Genomic DNA, 17,775 nt, shown 5'->3' on the forward strand with positions numbered 1-17,775 from the left:
TATTTTAAATAAATTAAGTACAATCTACTTTAAAACAATATATGGAGAACTATATGAATAAACTTTATTTATGTTTATTAATTGGATCTTTAAGCTTTTCAAAAAGTGTAGATTTTCAAGAAGTGTTAGATTTAACATTAAATAATAATAAAGATTTACAAAATACAAAACTTGATATAGAACTATCAAAATTAAATAGTCAAAAAATAGATGCAGTAAACTTTGGAAAACTTTCTTTTATAAATGAAACAAGTAGAACAAATCATGCAGGATATGTTTTTAATTCAAAACTATCTTCAAGGGAAGCTAGTTTTAATGACTTTGGGGCATTACAATATAATAACCCATCAAAAGTAAATATAGAACCTACAAATTTAAACTACCCCAAAGCTAGAACAAATATCACAAATAAAATTACTTACGATTTACCTTTATTTACAGGGTTTAAACTGCAAAAGCAAAAAGAGATTTTAAAACTACAACAAAAAGCAAATGAAGTAAAATATAATCTTAATAAAAAAGAGTTAGCTTTTGAAGTTCTAAAAGCTTATAATAATGCAGTAGTAGCAAAAGAATTTATACAAGCAGCCCAAAAAGCAAAAGAAGCTATTTCTTATGTAGTAAAATCAGCAAGTGCTTTTCATGATGAAGGACTTGTTACAAAAATAGATGTTAAACAAGCAAAAGTCTATAAACTAAATACAAACAGTAAACTAATAGAAGCAAAAAGCAATTTTGCTTTAGCCTTAGCATATCTTAGATTTCTAACTTCAAATGATTCTATTTCAAATGTAAAAAACCTTAAATACATCTCTTATAATATTTCAAATAAGAAAAGACTTTATAAAAAAGCTTTAGAAAATAGAGATGAACTAAAAATGCAAAATATCCAAAAACAAGCCATGAAAAAAAATATTGATATTACAAAAAGTTCATACTACCCAACTGTCTACTCTCACTTAGAGTATGGTTTTAATGATGATAAATTTACACTTGATGAAAATAAAGACTACTATACAGCAATGATAGGTCTAAACTATGATTTATTTGATAACACAAGAAGTATTGAGAAACAAAAAAGCAAGATAGCCTATCAAAAATCTGTTCTTAATTATGAAAAACTAAAGGACGCTGTAAAGCTACAACTTGAAAAAGCTTTACTTGATTTAAAATCTAAAGAAAAAATATTAAAAGAAAAATATGAAGCAAAAAAGTTAGCACAAGAAGTTTTTGATCAATCAAACCTTATGTACAAAAACCAATTGATTGCTATGACAAACCTATTGGAACAAGAAGCAAACCTACGAAAAAATGAAGCTGAACTTATAGTAGCTAAATATCAAAAAAGTTTAGCTCTAGCTAAAATCGCTACTGTTTTAGGTATTGACTTTTCAGATACTAACTATAATAAAGGAAACTAAAAATGATAAAAAAAATCTTACTAATAATTTCAATATTCTTATATACACAAGCAAATGAAATAGAACTAACTGGAACTGTTATATCTGACAATGAAAAAGTGATAACTAGCAGAAGCATGGGCTTTATAAAAAAAGTTTATGTATCAGAGGGGTCATCAGTGAAAAAAGGTGATTTACTTTATGAGATTGATTCTTCAAGCTTAGATTCTAAAAAACAAGAAGCTCAGTTAAGCTTAGAGATACAGCAAAATATATATAACAATGTTAAAACAAATTATGAAAGATATAAAAGATTATATATAAAAGATTTAGTTGCTAAATACGATGTAGAAAAATTAGAGTTAGAATTACTAAATGTAAAAAATATGATTTCAATAGCAAAATCAAAACTAAAAGAAGTAAATGCACAATATGACTACTTAAAAATCAAAGCTCCAAATGATGGGCTTATTATAAAAAAATCAATAAAAACAGGAGAAATGGCAACACCTAGTATTCCTGCACTTGTTTTATCTGATTTAAGTAGTTTAAAAATCAAAACAGAAGTTAGTGAAAGTAATCTAAATAGTATAAAACTTGGACAAGATGTAAATATCTCAATTCCTTCTATAAACTTTAAAAGTCTTGGAAAAATATCTGCAATTATCCCAAGTGTAAATGCTATGACCCACTCTTTTACTTTAAAAATTGCTTTTGATAAAAAAGATTACACTATTTATCCTGGTATGTATACAAAACTTTTAATTAAGCCTTTAAATCAGGAAAAAATATGAATGAAGAAAATTTTTCAAAACATATAAATAGCAATCTAAACATAGCAGGAAGATTATCTTTAGGTTTTATAAACCACCCTTTAACTGCAGTTGCTATATTTTTTATTTTGGCTTTGGGTTATATCTCTTTGATTATTATGCCAAGGGAAGAAAATCCACAAATCAAAGTAAGTGGAGGTGCTGTAATAGTTGCGATGCCAGGAGCAAAACCTAGTGAAATACAAAAAGTAATCATTGAGCCTTTAGAGAAAAAAATACGAGAGATAAAAGGAGTTGAGCATATTTACTCTTTTGCAAAAGACTCAGTTGGAATTGTACAAGTTCAATACTTTATTGGGGAAGATAAAGAAGAATCAAACCTAAAACTATACGACCAAGTTATGAGAAATATGGACTTAATGCCAAAAGGTGCTATGCAGCCTATTATCAAAACTATGGATATTGATACAGATATACCAATAGCAACTATTGCTTTTTATGCAAAAAAAACAAATGGAAAAGACGCCATATCCCAAACACAACTTTTTAAAGAAGTAAATAAAATCACAAAAGAGATAAACAAAATAGAAAATGTTGCATTGATTGATTTAAAAGGTGAGAAAAAAGAGCAATATAATATCTTGGTAGATTCAAAAAAACTTGGCTCTTATAATCTATCTCTTGGACAAATCATGCAACAAGTTCAAGGTTTATCATATAAAACACCAAATATCCAAGGAAATACTACAACTGGAAATTTAGTGCTTTTCTCTATAAAACAAGCAATTGAATCAAAAAAAGATATTGAAAATATTATAGTATCTTATGTTAATGGTGTTGCTATTTATCTAAAAGATGTTGCAAAAGTTGAAAGAACTTTTGATATTCAAAACAAAAAAGAAGCCCTACTTTATCAAAAAAATCAAGATGGAGAGTTTGAAGAGCTACAACAAGTAACTATGATGATTTCAAAACTAAAAGGTACTAACTCAGTTATAATTAATAAAAAAATATTTGAATATATGGATAGTATCAAAGAAAATTTAGCTAAAAAAAACATAGCTTATACAATCACAAGAGATGATGGTTATACTGCAAATAATGCTGTAAATTCTTTAGTGCAAAATCTACTTATTTCTATAGTAATTATAGCAATTCTTCTTATTTTTACACTTGGGTTTAAAGAAGCTATGATTGTATCACTTACTGTTCCTATGATTTTATCACTTACACTTTTTACAGGTTTTTTACTTGATGAAACAATCAATAGAATTACACTTTTTGCATTAATAGTAAGCCTTGGTATGCTAGTCGATGCAGCTATTATTGTAATAGAAAATATACATAGACATAGAAAAGAAAAACCAAATAGCGATATAACTATAGTTTCAATCAATGCAACAAATGAGATTGGAAATGCAACAAACATAGCTACAATAGCTATTGTTCTTACATTTTTACCTATGTTCTTTGTTGGAGGAATGATGGGACAATTTATGCACCCTCTTCCTGTATTTGTGCCTATTGCCTTAATATTTTCTTTAGTGATTGCTTATGCTTTTACTCCATATTTAATTAAAAAATTTTTATAGGAATTTAAATGATAAAATTAGAAAACTTTATAAATAAAATACTTGAATCAAAAAGTAAATCAAACTTAGTTTATCTTATTACACTTATACTTTTTATTTTAAGTGTAGCTACATTTCCTATTGAAATTACAAAAGCTAAAATGCTTCCAAGTAAAGATTCAGATACTTTTTCTGTATATGTAAACCTAAAAGATGGATATAGCGTAAATCATACAAAAGAAGTGACTAGATGTATTTCTCAAGAACTTCAAAAAAATGAAAATATTACTAATATTTCTGTATTTTTAAGCGAAGGACAACCTTTAGACTTTGCAGCACTTGTAAAACAAAGTGCCTTAAAAAATAAACAATGGCAAGCAGAAATGATGGTAAACATCAAAAAAGCTGATAATAGAGATATCACAAGCTACAACCTTGTATCAAGTCTAAGAGAAGAAGTAAAAGCAAAATGTTCACTATATGAAGCAAATATCAAGTTTATAGAACTACCAGCTGGCCCTCCTGTATTGGCTTCTATTGTTGCTGAGATTTATGGGGGAGATAGCTTTGAAAATAGAAGAGATTTTTCTGTAAAAATAGCAAAAATCTTAAAAGAACAAGCAACTTTAGTTGATATTGATATTATGGCTAGTAGTGATTTTATAAAGTATGAACTAAAACTTGATAACAACAAAATCATAAAAAGTGGCGTAAGCTTAGAGCAAATAAAAAATATACTTTATATAGCTTATGAGGGTATACCTATTTCAGTTGTAAATGAAAACAAAGCTGAAAATCAAATACCAATATTTTTAAGACTTGATAATTCAAGGCTACTTAATGCTAAAAATAAAGAGTCTTTAAATAGTAAACTTCAAAACTTAAAAGTTATGAATCAAAATGGATTTATGATAAGTATATCTGAGTTTGTGACAATAAAAGAAGTGATAAAAGAACCAGAGCTTACATCTAAAAATCTAAATCAAATGATAAATGTAATAGCAGAAACAAATAAAGATAGCCAAATCTATCCTCTTTTAGATGCTAGAACACAAATGCTTGAAGATTTAAGTAGTGACTATGAAGTAATCAAAACAAATATGCTAAACCTAGCTTTCATAGATAAAAAAACAAATGAAAGATTTGATTTAGTATTTGATGGAGAGCTCAAAGTAACACTTGATACTTTCAGAGATTTAGGAGGAGCATTTATAATAGCTCTTGTTTTAATCTTCTTTTTAATGGTTATGTATTATAAAAGTTTTGCCCTATCAGGAGGAATAGTTTTAGCTAGTTTTATATCAATCATAGGAGTTATTTTTGCACATATAATAATGGATGCTTTCACTACTGATACTTTCTATTTAACAGCTACATCTTTGATAGGATTTATTGGGCTTATTGGTATTAACTCAAGAAACTCTACTCTTATAATAGACTTTTCAAAACAGTTAGTTATAGAAGAAAAGATGGAAATAAACAAAGCAATAGCAAAAGCAACTGCAACTAGGTCAAAACCTATCATCCTTACAGTTTTAACAATGGTGTTTGCTTCTTCACTTTTAGCAACTGATGCAGTGTTTGGTGGTCTTGGAGTTGCACTTATTGGTGGGACACTTATATCTTATGTGGTATCTATGTTTTTTGTACCTGTTATTATCAAAAACCACTTACATAAAATCATCTAATAAACAATCTTTTTACAAAGAAAAGCTAAAATCATATCAAAGTTTCAAACTTTGATATGAAAGCAAATAAACAAGGTAATAAATGAATCCCAAACTAAAAAAATATTTAAAAGAATCAATAAAATTTATAATCATTCTAGCTATAGTTTTAAATGTACTAAGTTACTACAAATCACAAAATTTAAACAAAGATGACTTAATCTACACAAGTTACAAACTACTTGACAATAGCAAATATGATATACCAAAAGATAAACCTGTATTAGTTCACTTTTGGGCTACATGGTGTCCTATTTGTGAAGTAGAAGCAAGTAATATAGAAAAAATCTCAAAAGATTATGAAGTAGTCACAATAGCAACTCAATCAGGCTCAACACAAGAGATACAAAACTACCTAAAAAAACATAATCTAAGTTTCAAAGTAGTAAATGATGAAGATGGTTTCTACTCAAGAACTTTCAATATCAAAGCCTTTCCAACAACACTAATCTATGATGAAAATAGAACACTAAAATTTAGCGAAGTTGGATACACTTCAACACTTGGACTTTGTGCAAGAATGTGGTGGGTTGATTAAATCTTGTCAACATGATTTTTATGATAAAATACATTATTTTATCTAAAGGTTTAAAATGAGAATTGAATTATCAAAGAATGGAAGTACACCCTTTGAAAAGTTAATAGGTCATAATAAAGATATATTAGAAAATTGGAATAATTTAGAAAATGCACTTTTTAATTCATCTTCTATTGATAAAAATATGTTAGAACAAATTAGAAGAGCTTTAGCTTTTGAAAATGAGTGTGAATATTGTAAAGTAAAAGCTGGAAATATAGATAAAAATTTAGATGAGAAAACTAATATAACTATTGCTTTTGCACAATATTTTGCGATTGACCATAAAAGTATAAGTGATGAACATTTTAAAATATTAAAACAATACTTTACAGATAAAGAAATATCAGAATTATGCTCTTTTATTGCATTTATTACTTCATGTCAGAAGCTTGGTAGAATTTATAATTTAAAGTAATCTTCTAAATAATAAAACCATTATATAGTTTTTACTATAATTTATATACAAATTAAAGAAAATCAAAAGTATAAAGGTAAAACCATGAGTTTTGAAGAACAAGGTTATTTTGATAAGGTTTACCATAGAAATGGAAGGCTTTATAAAAAGGTTACTAAAGAGAGTATTCAAGAGATGATTGATGTTGTTAACAGCAACTCTTTTTCAAGTAAAGATTTATTAATAGTTGATATTACTGATGAAAAAATCAGAGACTTTAAGAAAATGCTAGTAAAACTTGAAGCAAAAGATATTGAAGAGTTATCAATCAAGCTTGATAAGTTAAAGTATAAAGTATATTTAAGACTAAAAATAAAAAGTTAGAAATATAGGAATAAGTATAAAACTTATCCTTATTTCTATTTCTAAAATCTTAAAAGAATCTTACCATATCTAAAAGTCCACACTACAAAAAGTACTATCCAAGCAAAAGAGCTTACATATAGTAAATTCACAAAAATAGTATAATCCATCATAAAACTTACAGAAGCAACAACTCTAAGAAGTAAGACAATTTGAGTAAATACAAAAAGTGCTGTTGTTAATCTATCAGCATATATAGTTTGAGCAGGTACAGCATGACCTAAAGTAACTCTACTTCCAAATCCTATAAGTAGTGTAGTTATAAAACCTATAGCAAATATATGAAATGAAAGTTTTAAAGTTGAAAGTTCAAATAAACTCTCAAAGAATAAAACTAAAAATCCTATTGGTAAATATAAAAAAGCAAAAGAAAGTACACTCATAATTGCCGGTGTTTTTTTATATACATTTAACTTTAATACTATATAAGTAAAAAGAACTAAACAAAAAAAACTTACAATTATTGAAAATAGAATTAAATTAAATTGAACACTAACTCCTAAAAGAAAAAGTAATACTACTATAGCTTCTCTTGTATACTTAGGCTTCACCCAAGGTCTTACTCCTGTTACATTAAAATAAAACATAGGAACCATTCTTAAAGCTACAATTATTACCATCGCAAACAAATAAGCATAAAAAGATAAATATGATAAAGAGATAGAAGTAAAAGCCTCTATTAGTAAAATTAAAGCTCCAATTATGAAAATACTATTTATTAAAATAGAATCTTTTCTATCTGTTGCTTTTGAATTTTTAATTATCTTATAAAAAATATATGAAAAATACATCATAACAAAAGCTATTAAAATTTTTCCTAACATAGCACTAACAAAAATTGTAATAAAAACAAAGATTTGAAATAAAGCCCAAGGTATAAGATATTCATCTTTTTTTATTTCAGGATGAGCATTATATTTTGGAATAACTGTAACTAAAAATCCTAAGAAAGCATTTGTAAAAACTGCATAGTTTAAACCAAAGCTATGAATAAGAGAAAAATCAATACTTATAATACCCTTTAAACTCAAAAAAGTTAAAAGCATGATAAATATTGAAAATACTATGGCACTTGAAAAGAAAAGCTGATGGGATTGAGAAGTATATCTTTCCCACCAAGATTGTTTAGGTATGAAAGCATTTTTATTTTGTGAAAACTTCATAATAATCCTTTTTTTAGGAATATTATAATAATTGAGAATTAGTATCATTGATATGTATCAACATACTAATAAATTTTCAACTAAATACTTAAATTAATCTCTTATAAATCATAAACCATCGCTATTTCATCACAAATAGGAAAATGTTTACATCTTATACAATCTGCCCATATTTTATGTTCTGGAATATCTTCTTTTTCTATTTTCCTAAAACCTACACTTTCAAAGAAGCCTTGTTCATAAGTAAGTGATAAAATTTGCTCTAATTTATACTTCTTACCTTCTTCGATACAGGCACTAACTAGTTTTTGTCCCAGCTTAAGGCCTCTAAAATTTTTTGAAACAACTAAACTTCTAACTTCAGCAAGTCTTGCTGAATGTATATGTAAAGCTGTAAATCCAGCCATTACACCATCTACTTCAACTACAGTATATGATCTAATAGTATTAGCCATTTCATCTTCTGTACGTAAAAGAATATTTCCATTATCAACCTCTTCTTTTACTAACTCTTGCATTAAAGCTATATGAGTTACATTAGGTTTAAAAAATTTGATTTCCAAATAAATGATCCGTTATTGCTTTTTGAAGGTCTAACATCCCTCTTTTTTTTAAGTTTGATACAAATATTCCATCAGGATATGCTCTTTTTAATTTTTGTAAATCATTTTGTTTTAATTTATCAGTTTTTGTAAAAGCATTGATAATAATTTGATCGCCTCTTTTATGAGTTTTTAAAAACTCATCCACGTTCTTATCAATTTCTAAGTTTGGATGCCTTGAATCAATTAAATGAACAAATACTTGTAAATTTGGTCTCTCTTCTAAATACCCTGTTAAGTTTTTATTCCATGCAGCTTTTAAACTTTTTGATACTCTAGCATATCCAAAACCAGGTAAATCCACAAACCTTGCATAAAGATATGGAATCTCTTCATTTTCTGTTTTAAACTTAATAGCAAAGTAATTAATTAACTGTGTTTTACCTGGTGTTGATGAAGATTTTGCTAAACCTTTTCTATTTGTTAAAGTATTTAATAAAGATGACTTTCCAACATTACTTCTTCCTAAAAAGGCTACTTCTGCCATATCAGGACTTGGAGAATCTCCTATACTTTGTGCTGACTTCATAAATGAAGCTTCAACTATTTTCATTATTTAATTTCCTTACCTTGTTCAATATTTATGATAAATCTAACTGGCTTATCTTCACTACCACTAACTTTTGCCTCACCTGATAATTGATTTACATAAATTTTGTCGCCATATATTTTTCTATTATCATTTTTTTCTTGTAAAAATCCATTTCCAAGTACTGTATATTCTTGCTTTGAAGGAGAATATATAATCTTATTACCTTTTCCAACATAATGTTTTTGAGCTGTTATTAACTGAAACTTTACATTTCCTGTGGCAATATATTTTGAAGGAGTTCTTACAGAACTTCCTTTCTTTGAAACAAAATATATATCCACCTTATTTGCTTCTAACCTATCTTTTCCCATTTGAATTTTAACATTTCCTGTAAATGTAGAAATTCCTTTAGAATCACTAGCTTCAAATTTTTGAGCATCTATAACAAGTTTTTGTGTTTGTGCAAAAAGAAGTGTTGAACAAACTAGTAAACCAGCTAAATATTTCATCATAAACCTTTTCTTTAATTTTTCATATCTATTTCAAAATGTACATTTTTTGACTTTAATGAATTATTCATTAAATTTAAATATAAATCAGTTCCTTTAACTGTATTTTTATAATAATTTCCATCATATAATACATCATTATAAGCAATTTTTTCTTTCGTGTTATAGTATAATTTACTTGTATTAAGATTTATAAAAGAGTCTTTTTGATAGTTAACATTATCCTTAAATGTTAAAATATCTCCATGACTTATTATTAAATCAGCTTTAACTTTTTCAACAAAAAAACCTCTTTGAGGTTTTTCATTTTTGATTACAATATTTGCATTAAACATTTCATCTCTATTTTTATATTTTATAGCTTTATTAGCAATTACAACTCTAGTTAAAGTTTCTTGTGAAAGAGTAAACATTTTTGGTTTTTCAAACACTACTAAAGGAATATCTTTTATATTTTCTTTTGTCTTCTTATTCTCAACTGGAATAAAATATATACCTACAGCTAAAACCAATAAAGCATTTACAAATATATTTACACCCATGCTGCAAGGTATTCCTCTTCTAATCCATCATGCTTAATTATATATTCAAGCATTTCTCTTACAGCACCCTCTCCACCTTTATTTTCACAAACAAAATCAACAAAACCCTTTAAATAATGAGTTCCATTTGCAGGAGTTGCTGAGAAACCTACTTTCTTAAGCATTTTATAATCATTCAAATCATCACCTATAGCTGCAACTTGGTCCCAATTTAAATTCTCTTCTTTTAAAATATTTTCTAATATTTCATCTTTATTATGAACTTTTTGATATAAATGTGTAATTTGTAAATCTTTTGCTCTTCTTTCTACAAGAAGAGATGTTCTACCTGTAATAATAGCTGCTTTTTTCCCAAGCTTTTTTGTCCAAGTAGCAATTGCTAAACCATCAGCAACATCAAAAGATTTTAATTCATCACCATTATTTGTATAAGTAATTTTTCCATCTGTTAAAGTACCATCAACATCTAATACTATAAGTTCAATCATAAAACACCTTTTGTACTTGGAATGCCAAGTCTTTCATTTTTTACAAGTGCTCTTCTTAATGCTACTGCAAAAGCCTTAAAAGCAGCTTCTAAAATATGGTGTTTATTTCTTCCTCTATCTTCTATAATATGTACTGTTAAACCTGCATTTTTTGAAACTGCATGAAAAAACTCTTCTGCAAGTTCAACATCAAACTCTCCTACTTTTCCATCAACATTTACTTCATATACTAAATAAGGTCTATTTGATAAGTCTAAAGTACAAGAAACAGCGGCTTCATCCATTACAACTGTTGCATTTCCATATCTCTCAACAGCTTGAATAGGAAAAATTTCTTTTTTTAAAGCTTGTCCTATTACAATTCCACAGTCTTCAACTGTATGGTGTGCATCAACATGTAAATCTCCATCACATGAAAGTTCTAAATCTATCCCACTATGTTTTGAAAAAGCTTCTAACATGTGATCAAAAAAACCTACATCAGTTTTTATATTAGATTTTCCCTCACCATTAACTTCTAATTTACACTTTATATCTGTTTCTCTTGTTTTTCTATCAATTTCTACCATTATCTTAACCTTAATTTTCTAATATCAAACCGTTTAAACTATTTGAATCTTTAAATAGTTGTGCATGATTATATGAATCAAATCCAGTAATAAAAACTTTGTGTAAATATTTACTACCTGAAAGAATTTTTTTTACTTTTACATTATAGTTTCCATTAGTTAATGCTTCGTATTTTGCTTTAGTCTGCATAGCACCTTCTAATCTACCAAAAGCTCCCACTTGAATATTATACTTTCCTACATTCGCAATAGTTTTCTCTTCAATTTGCATAGGTTCTATTTTTTCTATAACTGGTTGATTTTTTACGATTGGTATACCTATTTTTTCTTCTTGTTTTTTTGCTACATTTGTAAATACAGACTCTTTTATTGGTGCATTGTGATTTTGAAGTTCTCCATTATAACCCAATACTGTTACTTTTACTTGTGCTGTACCTTTTCTTACCATTCCAATTGCATGAGCTGCTTTATTTGATAAATCAATAATTCTTCCTGCTACAAAAGGACCTCTGTCATTAACTCTTACAATTGCACTTTTCCCATTTTCTAAGTTATCAACTCTAACCATGGTATTCATTGGTAATGTTTTATGTGCTGCTGTCATTGCATACATATTGTAAATTTCACCATTTGAAGTTTTTTTAGCATGAAATTTAGGCCCATACCAAGAAGCAATACCTCTTAACTGTTGTCCTACTTTTTCTACTTTTGGATAATATCTTACACCAAATACACTGTATGGTCTAAGAGTTGCCCTATGCATTGCTTTAGAATTTCTAATTTTTGTATTTGTAGTTGGCTTATATACTGTACTAATATCTGCTTGGCTGCTATATCCACCACCAGAATAAGAGCTTTGTTTTGAAGAACATCCAGTAAATATCACTGCACTTATAACTAAACTAGTGTTTATACTATACTTTATTGTTTTATTAAGAAAACTCAAGTCTTCTCCTATGTTTTATTAAGACTCTTTATAAAATTTTATTAAAGTTTATGCATAAGATGAATATTTATCTTACTTAAAGAGTTTACTATTGTTTAAATAGTAAACATTATATCTAAGATATACTAGAAAACTCTTTAAATAATCTTATTGCATTAGTTGTAGTAAGTTCTTCTATTTGTACTCTTGACATATCTAAAAGTTCTGCCATTTTATCTGCAACAAAAACCGTATAGTAAGGTTCATTTCTTTTTCCTCTATGAGGATGTGGTGTTAAGTATGGAGCATCTGTTTCAATAATTAATTTATTTTTAGGAATTTTAGGAAGTACTTCAACTAATTTTTTAGCATTTTTAAAAGTTAAAACCCCACCTATTCCAAAATAAAAACCATGATTAGCTAAAGGAATAAGATGTTCACTTGCATTATAACAATGAAGAACACCTCCAACTTCTTTGGCTTGATACTCTTCTAAAATTTGTCTTGAATCATTTGAAGCATCTCTTATATGAACAATAAGAGGTTTATTTACTTTTTTAGCAAATTGTATTTGCGAAATAAAAACCTCTTTTTGCTTTTTTTTATATGCTATTTTTTCTTCTTCATTTTCAGGGAGTCTAAAATAATCCAATCCACACTCACCAACAGCAATACATTTTGGATGTTTTATATATTGTTCTAATACTTCTTCATCATACTGTTCTACATCATAAGGATGAATACCCACAGAAAAATATACTTCATCATATTGCTCTGCTAATTTTACTGCCTGCGGTAAATCTTTAAAATCTGCACCTGGAATTAAAAAACCTTTAACTCCATGAGATAGTGCATTTTGTATTACTTCATGAACATCTTCATAAAATTTTTCATTGTCTAAATGACAGTGTGTGTCAAGTATAATATTAAATCCTTTTTATGATAAAAATCTTTTTTCTACTAAATTTATAAGATTTTTAATTTGAGAAATATCTTCTACTTTTATCCATGCGTCAATACCAAAATTTTTAAAAGCATCATAATCTCCATCATCTTCAACAACAGCTATTGATACAAATTTATCAGCACAAACTTTAGACTTATTTTCTTCAAACTCAAAAATAGAATTAATATCTAACACAACAATTTGGGCTTCACCTGATGAACCACTATGAAAGTGCTCAACCTCATGATTATCACCAAATAAAGACTCTTCTACTTCACAAAATGTAACTATTTTCATATTATTTCTCCCAAAAAAATCAATTATTCTTTATTCTAACTAAAAAATTATTAATTTTTTAAATATTAAAGAATATATCTCGCAATATCCTCATCATCAACAATCTTATCAAGTTTTTCTTCTACTAATTCTTTTGTTACAGTTACTTTTTCACCTTGTTTTTCATCTGCATTAAAAGAGATATCTTCAATTACTTTCTCAATAACTGTATGAAGTCTTCTTGCACCAATATCTTCTGTTTTTTCATTTGCAGTTTCAGAATATTTAGCAAAGGCTCTAATTGATTCATCATCAAACTCTAACTCAACACCTTCAACTTCTAATAATGCTTTATATTGTCTAAGTAATGAGTTCTTAGTATTTGTAAGAATCTTATAAAGTGCTTCTTCATCTAATGATTCTAATTCAACTCTTAAAGGGAATCTTCCTTGTAACTCTGGTAATAAATCACTTGGTTTTGATACATGGAATGCTCCAGCAGCTATAAATAAAATATGATCAGTTTTAATTTGACCAAATTTAGTTTGAACACTACTTCCCTCAACAATTGGTAATAAATCTCTTTGCACACCCTCTTTTGAAGGATCTTGGTTTTGATTTGATTTACCAGAAGCGATTTTATCAATTTCATCTAAGAAAATAATACCACCTGATTCAGCTCTCTTTATAGCTTCAATTTTAATAGCTTCTTGATCAAGTAGTGACTCACTTGCTTCACCTTTTAAAAGAATTTTTGCATCTTTTATAGTAACTTCTTTTTTGATTTTTTCTTTATTAAGTCCACCTAGCATTTTATTAAGGCTTTCTTGCATAGAACTCATATCCATTGGCATACCAGAATCAATAATTTCTACATGGCTTTTTTTAGGAACTTCTATTTCAATTTTCTTTTCATCAAGATCACCTTTTAAAAGCTTTGATTCCATTAAATTATATGTTTTGATAAATGACTCTTTTGCACTCTCTGTAGCACTTTCAGGAAGAGGAGGAACAAGCTTCTCAATAATCTTTTTGTTTACTTCATCTTCAATTTTATCTTTAATTTTCTCTTCAAACTCTTTAGTTACGATATTTATTGACTCATAAACTAAATCTCTAACCATAGATTCAACATCTCTTCCTACAAAACCTACTTCTGTATATTTTGAAGCTTCCACTTTTACAAATGGTAATCCCATCATTTTAGCAAGTCTTCTAGCAATTTCTGTTTTACCTACACCTGTACTTCCTATCATAAGAATATTCTTAGGCATAATTTCTTCTTGAAGAGTTGGTTCTACTCTCATTCTTCTATATCTGTTTCTTAAAGCTAAGGCAATAGTTTTTTTAGCATCTTTTTGACCAATTACATAATCATCTAAATATGCAACAATTTGCTTTGGTGTTAAATCCATATTTTATTAGTCCTCTATTTTTAATAATTTAATATTCTGATTTGTATAAATACATAATTCACCTGCTATCATTAAAGACTCTCTAACTAAATCTTCTTCATCCATATCAGCATGTTTAGCAAGTGCACGTGCAGCAGAAATTGCGAAGTTTCCACCTGAACCAATAGAAGCAATTGCTCCATCTTCTGGTTCAACAACATCACCATTTCCTGAAAGTATAAAAATATGTTCTTTATTTAATACAATCATCATAGCCTCTAATCTTCTTAGAACTTTATCTTTTCTCCACTCTTTAGAAAAACCAATAACAGCTTTTAGTAAATCACCTTTTGTATTTTCTAAGTGAGTTTCAAACATATCATAAAGATTAAAAGCATCTGCAGTACTTCCAGCAAAACCAGAAAGAATTTTACCATCATATAGTTTTCTAATTTTAGTAGCATTACCTTTTAAAACAGCATTTCCGAAAGTAACTTGACCATCACCTCCAATTACTGCTTTATTTTTACCTTTATATGCTAGTATCGTAGTAGCGTCAAACATCTATTCAACTCCAATAACATCTACTTTTAATGTTGCATGAATTCCATGACCTAACTTACAATCTGCCTCAAAAATTCCAGCAGCTTTAATTTTAGTTTTTAATGAGATGTTTTTCTTATCAATTTCAATATCAAACTCTGATTTTAAAGCTTCTGCAACTTCTTTATTTGTTACTGAACCAATTAAATGTCCATTTGCACCTATTTTATGTTTAATTGTTAATTTTGTAGAATTTAATTTCTCAGCTAATTCATTTGCTGTTTTAATCTCTTGTGCTTCTATTTCAGCTTTTTTTCTTTGTTCTGCTTTATATCTGTTTAGTACCTCAGGAGTTGCATGTTTTGCTAAACCTTTTCCAACTAGAAAGTTTTTACCGTAACCATCTTTTACTTCTTTTACTTCTCCAGTTTTTCCTAAACCTTTTACATCTTTAATTAATAAAACTTTCATATTATCTCCATATAAATAAATAGCAATTATTTTACTATAAATTCCATGAAGTAACTATGAAAGATAGTTTAAATTTAATTGAAAGTTATTTCAAAAATATTTTTATTATTTGAAAAGTTATAAGAAAATTTCATTTTGTGTAAATCTAAAATAGATTTAACTATATATAAACCTAAACCCATTCCATGATTTTTATTCTCTGTACTATTATGAAAAGGTTTAAAATATTCATCAAGATTTTTTTCTAATTTATTCCCATTAGAAATAAATAAAATTGAATTTCTATCTAATTGAATTTTTATTTTTCTATCACTTGAATATTTCAAAGCATTATCAATTAAGTTTTTAAAAACCATTGCCATTAAATCTATATCAACTTTAACTTTATGCTTGTCGTTTATGTCTAATAATACTTTGTTGTCATTTTTATCAAGCATTAAAAACTTAAAAGACTTATCAAAAACTTCAAGTAAAGTATATTCTTTAGTATTTATTTTATAACTCTTTGAAATAATCTTTTCTATTCTTGAGAAATCATTTATTAAAGAATCTAAATTTTCAAAAATAATAACCATTCTATTTTTTTGTTTTTCATCATCAATTAATTCACTAACAATTCTTCCTTTAGCAATGGGAGTTTTCAACTCATGCATTATTGTTCTTAAAAAAAGTTGTCTTGAATTTAAAAGTAGTGAAACTTTTTTAGCAGTTTTATCAAACTCATTTGCTACTTGTGCTATTTCATCTTTCCCATTAATTTTACAAGAAACCTCTATTTGATTATTAGAAAATTCACTAATGTGTTTTTTTAAAGTTGATAAAGGTTTTAAAGCTTTTAAAATCCAAATATAAATAAATACTAATAAGAAAAAAACAAGTAAAAATATTACATAAGGATATAGTTTTTTTTCATATTTATTTACATCTTCAAATAAGATTCTAAAATGTGGTGTTCTAATATGAAAATATAATTTATCATCAAACCTAAAACTTTCATATCCTGCTGTAGAAAAAGCTGTTTTCTTACCATCTAAAACTCTTCTTACATCATTGACTTTTTTAAAATTTAAACTTAAAACATATTTTTCCAAATCAAAAGGATTTAGTCTATAAAAATGAGCATAATTAGAAATATCACTGTACTTTTTTTGTATATCTTTAGAAATTGAATCTTGTTGAAATTTCAAAAAAGGAATAAATGCAGCTAAAAAGAGTATAAAAGCAATAAAAAACCCTATAGTTATGTTTGTTTTTAAAGAATTGAAAATCATTGGGTTAACTTATATCCAAGTCCACGAATTGAATGTATATATTTTGTATTTTTAGAATCATCTTTTAATTTAACTCTTAATCTACCTATAATTACATCTAAACTTTTACTATAACTGTCACTTAAACTAACCGTTGCATTTACTATTTGTTCTCGTGAAACTATAGAGTTCTTATTTTCTAAAAGTATTATTAAAACCTCATATTCAGCTTGTGTTAAAGTCAACTCTTCTTTTTTAAAAACTATTTTTTGTTTACTTTTATCCCAATTAAAAGTAGTACATTCGTCAAAGTTTGATTTATTTATATTTTTCTTTTTTCGTCTTAATAAACTTTGTATTACCGCATACATTTCTTTAGGATCATAAGGTTTAGGCAAATAATAATCTGCCCCTATTTGAAGACCTAACACCTTATCTGTGATATCTGATCTTGCACTTGATATTATAATAGGAATATCAAAGTTTTCTGATATTTTTTTACAGACATCTAGTCCATCCATACCAGGAAGAGTTAAATCTAATATCAATATATCGTAAGAATTTATATTAGAAGACAAGCCTAAATATGGATCTTCAAAATTTGTAATATCCATATTATATTTTGACAGATATTCTCCTAAGAATATTGAAAATTCAGGATCATCTTCAATCATAAGAATTTTAATCATCAAATTAA

At 27.0% G+C, this 17,775-nt stretch carries 22 protein-coding genes; 7 read left to right on the forward strand and 15 right to left on the reverse strand.

Annotated features, from left to right (window positions below; genetic code table 11):
• Positions 1-53 precede the first annotated feature (53 nt).
• The 7 genes from ACH5BK_RS03030 to ACH5BK_RS03060 all read left to right on the forward strand — a co-directional run bounded on the left by ACH5BK_RS03030 (position 54) and on the right by ACH5BK_RS03060 (position 6,829).
• Positions 54-1,421, forward strand: coding sequence for a TolC family protein (locus ACH5BK_RS03030; RefSeq protein ID WP_404304330.1), 1,368 nt, complete (start codon positions 54-56; stop codon positions 1,419-1,421).
• A gap of 5 nt (positions 1,422-1,426) precedes the next feature.
• Positions 1,427-2,194 (forward strand): efflux RND transporter periplasmic adaptor subunit, encoded by a 768-nt coding sequence (locus ACH5BK_RS03035; protein ID WP_404304656.1) that lies wholly within the window; start codon positions 1,427-1,429, stop codon positions 2,192-2,194.
• Positions 2,191-3,765: an efflux RND transporter permease subunit gene (locus tag ACH5BK_RS03040; protein WP_404304331.1), complete on the forward strand. Its 1,575-nt coding sequence runs from the start codon at positions 2,191-2,193 to the stop codon at positions 3,763-3,765. Before ACH5BK_RS03035 ends, ACH5BK_RS03040 begins: the two co-directional genes overlap by 4 nt.
• A gap of 8 nt (positions 3,766-3,773) precedes the next feature.
• Complete coding sequence (locus ACH5BK_RS03045; protein ID WP_404304332.1) at positions 3,774-5,432, forward strand: efflux RND transporter permease subunit; 1,659 nt, start codon at positions 3,774-3,776, stop codon at positions 5,430-5,432.
• Between the two features lie 82 nt (positions 5,433-5,514).
• Positions 5,515-6,009 (forward strand): redoxin domain-containing protein, encoded by a 495-nt coding sequence (locus ACH5BK_RS03050; RefSeq protein ID WP_404304333.1) that lies wholly within the window; start codon positions 5,515-5,517, stop codon positions 6,007-6,009.
• 55 nt (positions 6,010-6,064) lie between these two features.
• A complete protein-coding gene (locus tag ACH5BK_RS03055; RefSeq protein WP_404304334.1) occupies positions 6,065-6,466 on the forward strand; it encodes a carboxymuconolactone decarboxylase family protein in 402 nt (133 codons plus the stop codon).
• An 84-nt stretch (positions 6,467-6,550) separates the two neighbouring features.
• Entirely contained in the window at positions 6,551-6,829 is a 279-nt protein-coding gene (locus tag ACH5BK_RS03060; protein ID WP_404304335.1) for a hypothetical protein, read from the forward strand.
• 41 nt (positions 6,830-6,870) lie between these two features.
• Here ACH5BK_RS03060 and ACH5BK_RS03065 read toward each other — a convergent pair whose 3' ends face one another.
• From ACH5BK_RS03065 to ACH5BK_RS03135, 15 genes are all read right to left on the reverse strand, one after another.
• Complete coding sequence (locus ACH5BK_RS03065) at positions 6,871-8,031, reverse strand: NnrS family protein (protein ID WP_404304336.1); 1,161 nt, start codon at positions 8,029-8,031, stop codon at positions 6,871-6,873.
• A gap of 101 nt (positions 8,032-8,132) precedes the next feature.
• A complete protein-coding gene (locus tag ACH5BK_RS03070) occupies positions 8,133-8,594 on the reverse strand; it encodes an N-acetyltransferase (RefSeq protein ID WP_404304337.1) in 462 nt (153 codons plus the stop codon).
• Positions 8,575-9,186, reverse strand: coding sequence for a ribosome biogenesis GTP-binding protein YihA/YsxC (gene yihA / locus ACH5BK_RS03075; protein WP_404304338.1), 612 nt, complete (start codon positions 9,184-9,186; stop codon positions 8,575-8,577). Before yihA ends, ACH5BK_RS03070 begins: the two co-directional genes overlap by 20 nt.
• Entirely contained in the window at positions 9,186-9,674 is a 489-nt protein-coding gene (lptA, locus tag ACH5BK_RS03080) for a lipopolysaccharide transport periplasmic protein LptA (protein ID WP_404304339.1), read from the reverse strand. The genes yihA and lptA overlap by 1 nt, the downstream gene beginning before the upstream one ends.
• A 14-nt stretch (positions 9,675-9,688) precedes the next feature.
• Positions 9,689-10,216, reverse strand: a complete 528-nt coding sequence (locus ACH5BK_RS03085) for a hypothetical protein (protein WP_404304340.1) — start codon at positions 10,214-10,216, stop codon at positions 9,689-9,691.
• On the reverse strand, positions 10,207-10,704 hold the full coding sequence (locus ACH5BK_RS03090; protein WP_404304341.1) for a KdsC family phosphatase: 498 nt from the start codon (positions 10,702-10,704) through the stop codon (positions 10,207-10,209). Before ACH5BK_RS03090 ends, ACH5BK_RS03085 begins: the two co-directional genes overlap by 10 nt.
• Complete coding sequence (gene hisB, locus ACH5BK_RS03095; RefSeq protein WP_404304342.1) at positions 10,701-11,273, reverse strand: imidazoleglycerol-phosphate dehydratase HisB; 573 nt, start codon at positions 11,271-11,273, stop codon at positions 10,701-10,703. Before hisB ends, ACH5BK_RS03090 begins: the two co-directional genes overlap by 4 nt.
• A 10-nt stretch (positions 11,274-11,283) precedes the next feature.
• On the reverse strand, positions 11,284-12,219 hold the full coding sequence (locus ACH5BK_RS03100; protein WP_404304343.1) for a septal ring lytic transglycosylase RlpA family protein: 936 nt from the start codon (positions 12,217-12,219) through the stop codon (positions 11,284-11,286).
• A gap of 115 nt (positions 12,220-12,334) precedes the next feature.
• A complete protein-coding gene (locus tag ACH5BK_RS03105; RefSeq protein ID WP_404304658.1) occupies positions 12,335-13,123 on the reverse strand; it encodes a TatD family hydrolase in 789 nt (262 codons plus the stop codon).
• A gap of 12 nt (positions 13,124-13,135) precedes the next feature.
• Positions 13,136-13,441, reverse strand: a complete 306-nt coding sequence (locus ACH5BK_RS03110; protein ID WP_404304344.1) for a hypothetical protein — start codon at positions 13,439-13,441, stop codon at positions 13,136-13,138.
• A gap of 65 nt (positions 13,442-13,506) precedes the next feature.
• Positions 13,507-14,835, reverse strand: coding sequence for an ATP-dependent protease ATPase subunit HslU (hslU, locus tag ACH5BK_RS03115; protein WP_404304345.1), 1,329 nt, complete (start codon positions 14,833-14,835; stop codon positions 13,507-13,509).
• A gap of 6 nt (positions 14,836-14,841) precedes the next feature.
• Positions 14,842-15,378, reverse strand: coding sequence for an ATP-dependent protease subunit HslV (hslV, locus tag ACH5BK_RS03120; protein WP_404304346.1), 537 nt, complete (start codon positions 15,376-15,378; stop codon positions 14,842-14,844).
• Positions 15,379-15,828: a 50S ribosomal protein L9 gene (gene rplI / locus ACH5BK_RS03125; protein WP_404304347.1), complete on the reverse strand. Its 450-nt coding sequence runs from the start codon at positions 15,826-15,828 to the stop codon at positions 15,379-15,381. It lies immediately after the preceding gene.
• A gap of 74 nt (positions 15,829-15,902) precedes the next feature.
• Positions 15,903-17,099 (reverse strand): ArsS family sensor histidine kinase, encoded by a 1,197-nt coding sequence (locus tag ACH5BK_RS03130; protein WP_404304348.1) that lies wholly within the window; start codon positions 17,097-17,099, stop codon positions 15,903-15,905.
• Entirely contained in the window at positions 17,096-17,767 is a 672-nt protein-coding gene (locus tag ACH5BK_RS03135) for a response regulator transcription factor (protein ID WP_404304349.1), read from the reverse strand. The genes ACH5BK_RS03130 and ACH5BK_RS03135 overlap by 4 nt, the downstream gene beginning before the upstream one ends.
• Positions 17,768-17,775: the final 8 nt, after the last annotated feature.

This window comes from Arcobacter sp. YIC-80 (assembly GCF_044841725.1).
Lineage (GTDB): Bacteria > Campylobacterota > Campylobacteria > Campylobacterales > Arcobacteraceae > Arcobacter_B.

Bases quoted from the DNA above. Each gene is read 5' to 3' on its own strand.
- ACH5BK_RS03030 (WP_404304330.1), top strand. From the start codon at position 54: ATGAATAAACTTTATTTATGTTTATTAATTGGATCTTTAAGCTTTTCA.
- ACH5BK_RS03040 (WP_404304331.1), top strand. From the start codon at position 2,191: ATGAATGAAGAAAATTTTTCAAAACATATAAATAGCAATCTAAACATA.
- ACH5BK_RS03045 (WP_404304332.1), top strand. From the start codon at position 3,774: ATGATAAAATTAGAAAACTTTATAAATAAAATACTTGAATCAAAAAGT.
- ACH5BK_RS03050 (WP_404304333.1), top strand. From the start codon at position 5,515: ATGAATCCCAAACTAAAAAAATATTTAAAAGAATCAATAAAATTTATA.
- ACH5BK_RS03055 (WP_404304334.1), top strand. From the start codon at position 6,065: ATGAGAATTGAATTATCAAAGAATGGAAGTACACCCTTTGAAAAGTTA.
- ACH5BK_RS03060 (WP_404304335.1), top strand. From the start codon at position 6,551: ATGAGTTTTGAAGAACAAGGTTATTTTGATAAGGTTTACCATAGAAAT.
- ACH5BK_RS03065 (WP_404304336.1), bottom strand. From the start codon at position 8,031: ATGAAGTTTTCACAAAATAAAAATGCTTTCATACCTAAACAATCTTGG.
- yihA (WP_404304338.1), bottom strand. From the start codon at position 9,186: ATGAAAATAGTTGAAGCTTCATTTATGAAGTCAGCACAAAGTATAGGA.
- lptA (WP_404304339.1), bottom strand. From the start codon at position 9,674: ATGAAATATTTAGCTGGTTTACTAGTTTGTTCAACACTTCTTTTTGCA.
- ACH5BK_RS03085 (WP_404304340.1), bottom strand. From the start codon at position 10,216: ATGGGTGTAAATATATTTGTAAATGCTTTATTGGTTTTAGCTGTAGGT.
- ACH5BK_RS03090 (WP_404304341.1), bottom strand. From the start codon at position 10,704: ATGATTGAACTTATAGTATTAGATGTTGATGGTACTTTAACAGATGGA.
- hisB (WP_404304342.1), bottom strand. From the start codon at position 11,273: ATGGTAGAAATTGATAGAAAAACAAGAGAAACAGATATAAAGTGTAAA.
- ACH5BK_RS03110 (WP_404304344.1), bottom strand. From the start codon at position 13,441: ATGAAAATAGTTACATTTTGTGAAGTAGAAGAGTCTTTATTTGGTGAT.
- hslU (WP_404304345.1), bottom strand. From the start codon at position 14,835: ATGGATTTAACACCAAAGCAAATTGTTGCATATTTAGATGATTATGTA.
- hslV (WP_404304346.1), bottom strand. From the start codon at position 15,378: ATGTTTGACGCTACTACGATACTAGCATATAAAGGTAAAAATAAAGCA.
- rplI (WP_404304347.1), bottom strand. From the start codon at position 15,828: ATGAAAGTTTTATTAATTAAAGATGTAAAAGGTTTAGGAAAAACTGGA.
- ACH5BK_RS03130 (WP_404304348.1), bottom strand. From the start codon at position 17,099: ATGATTTTCAATTCTTTAAAAACAAACATAACTATAGGGTTTTTTATT.
- ACH5BK_RS03135 (WP_404304349.1), bottom strand. From the start codon at position 17,767: ATGATTAAAATTCTTATGATTGAAGATGATCCTGAATTTTCAATATTC.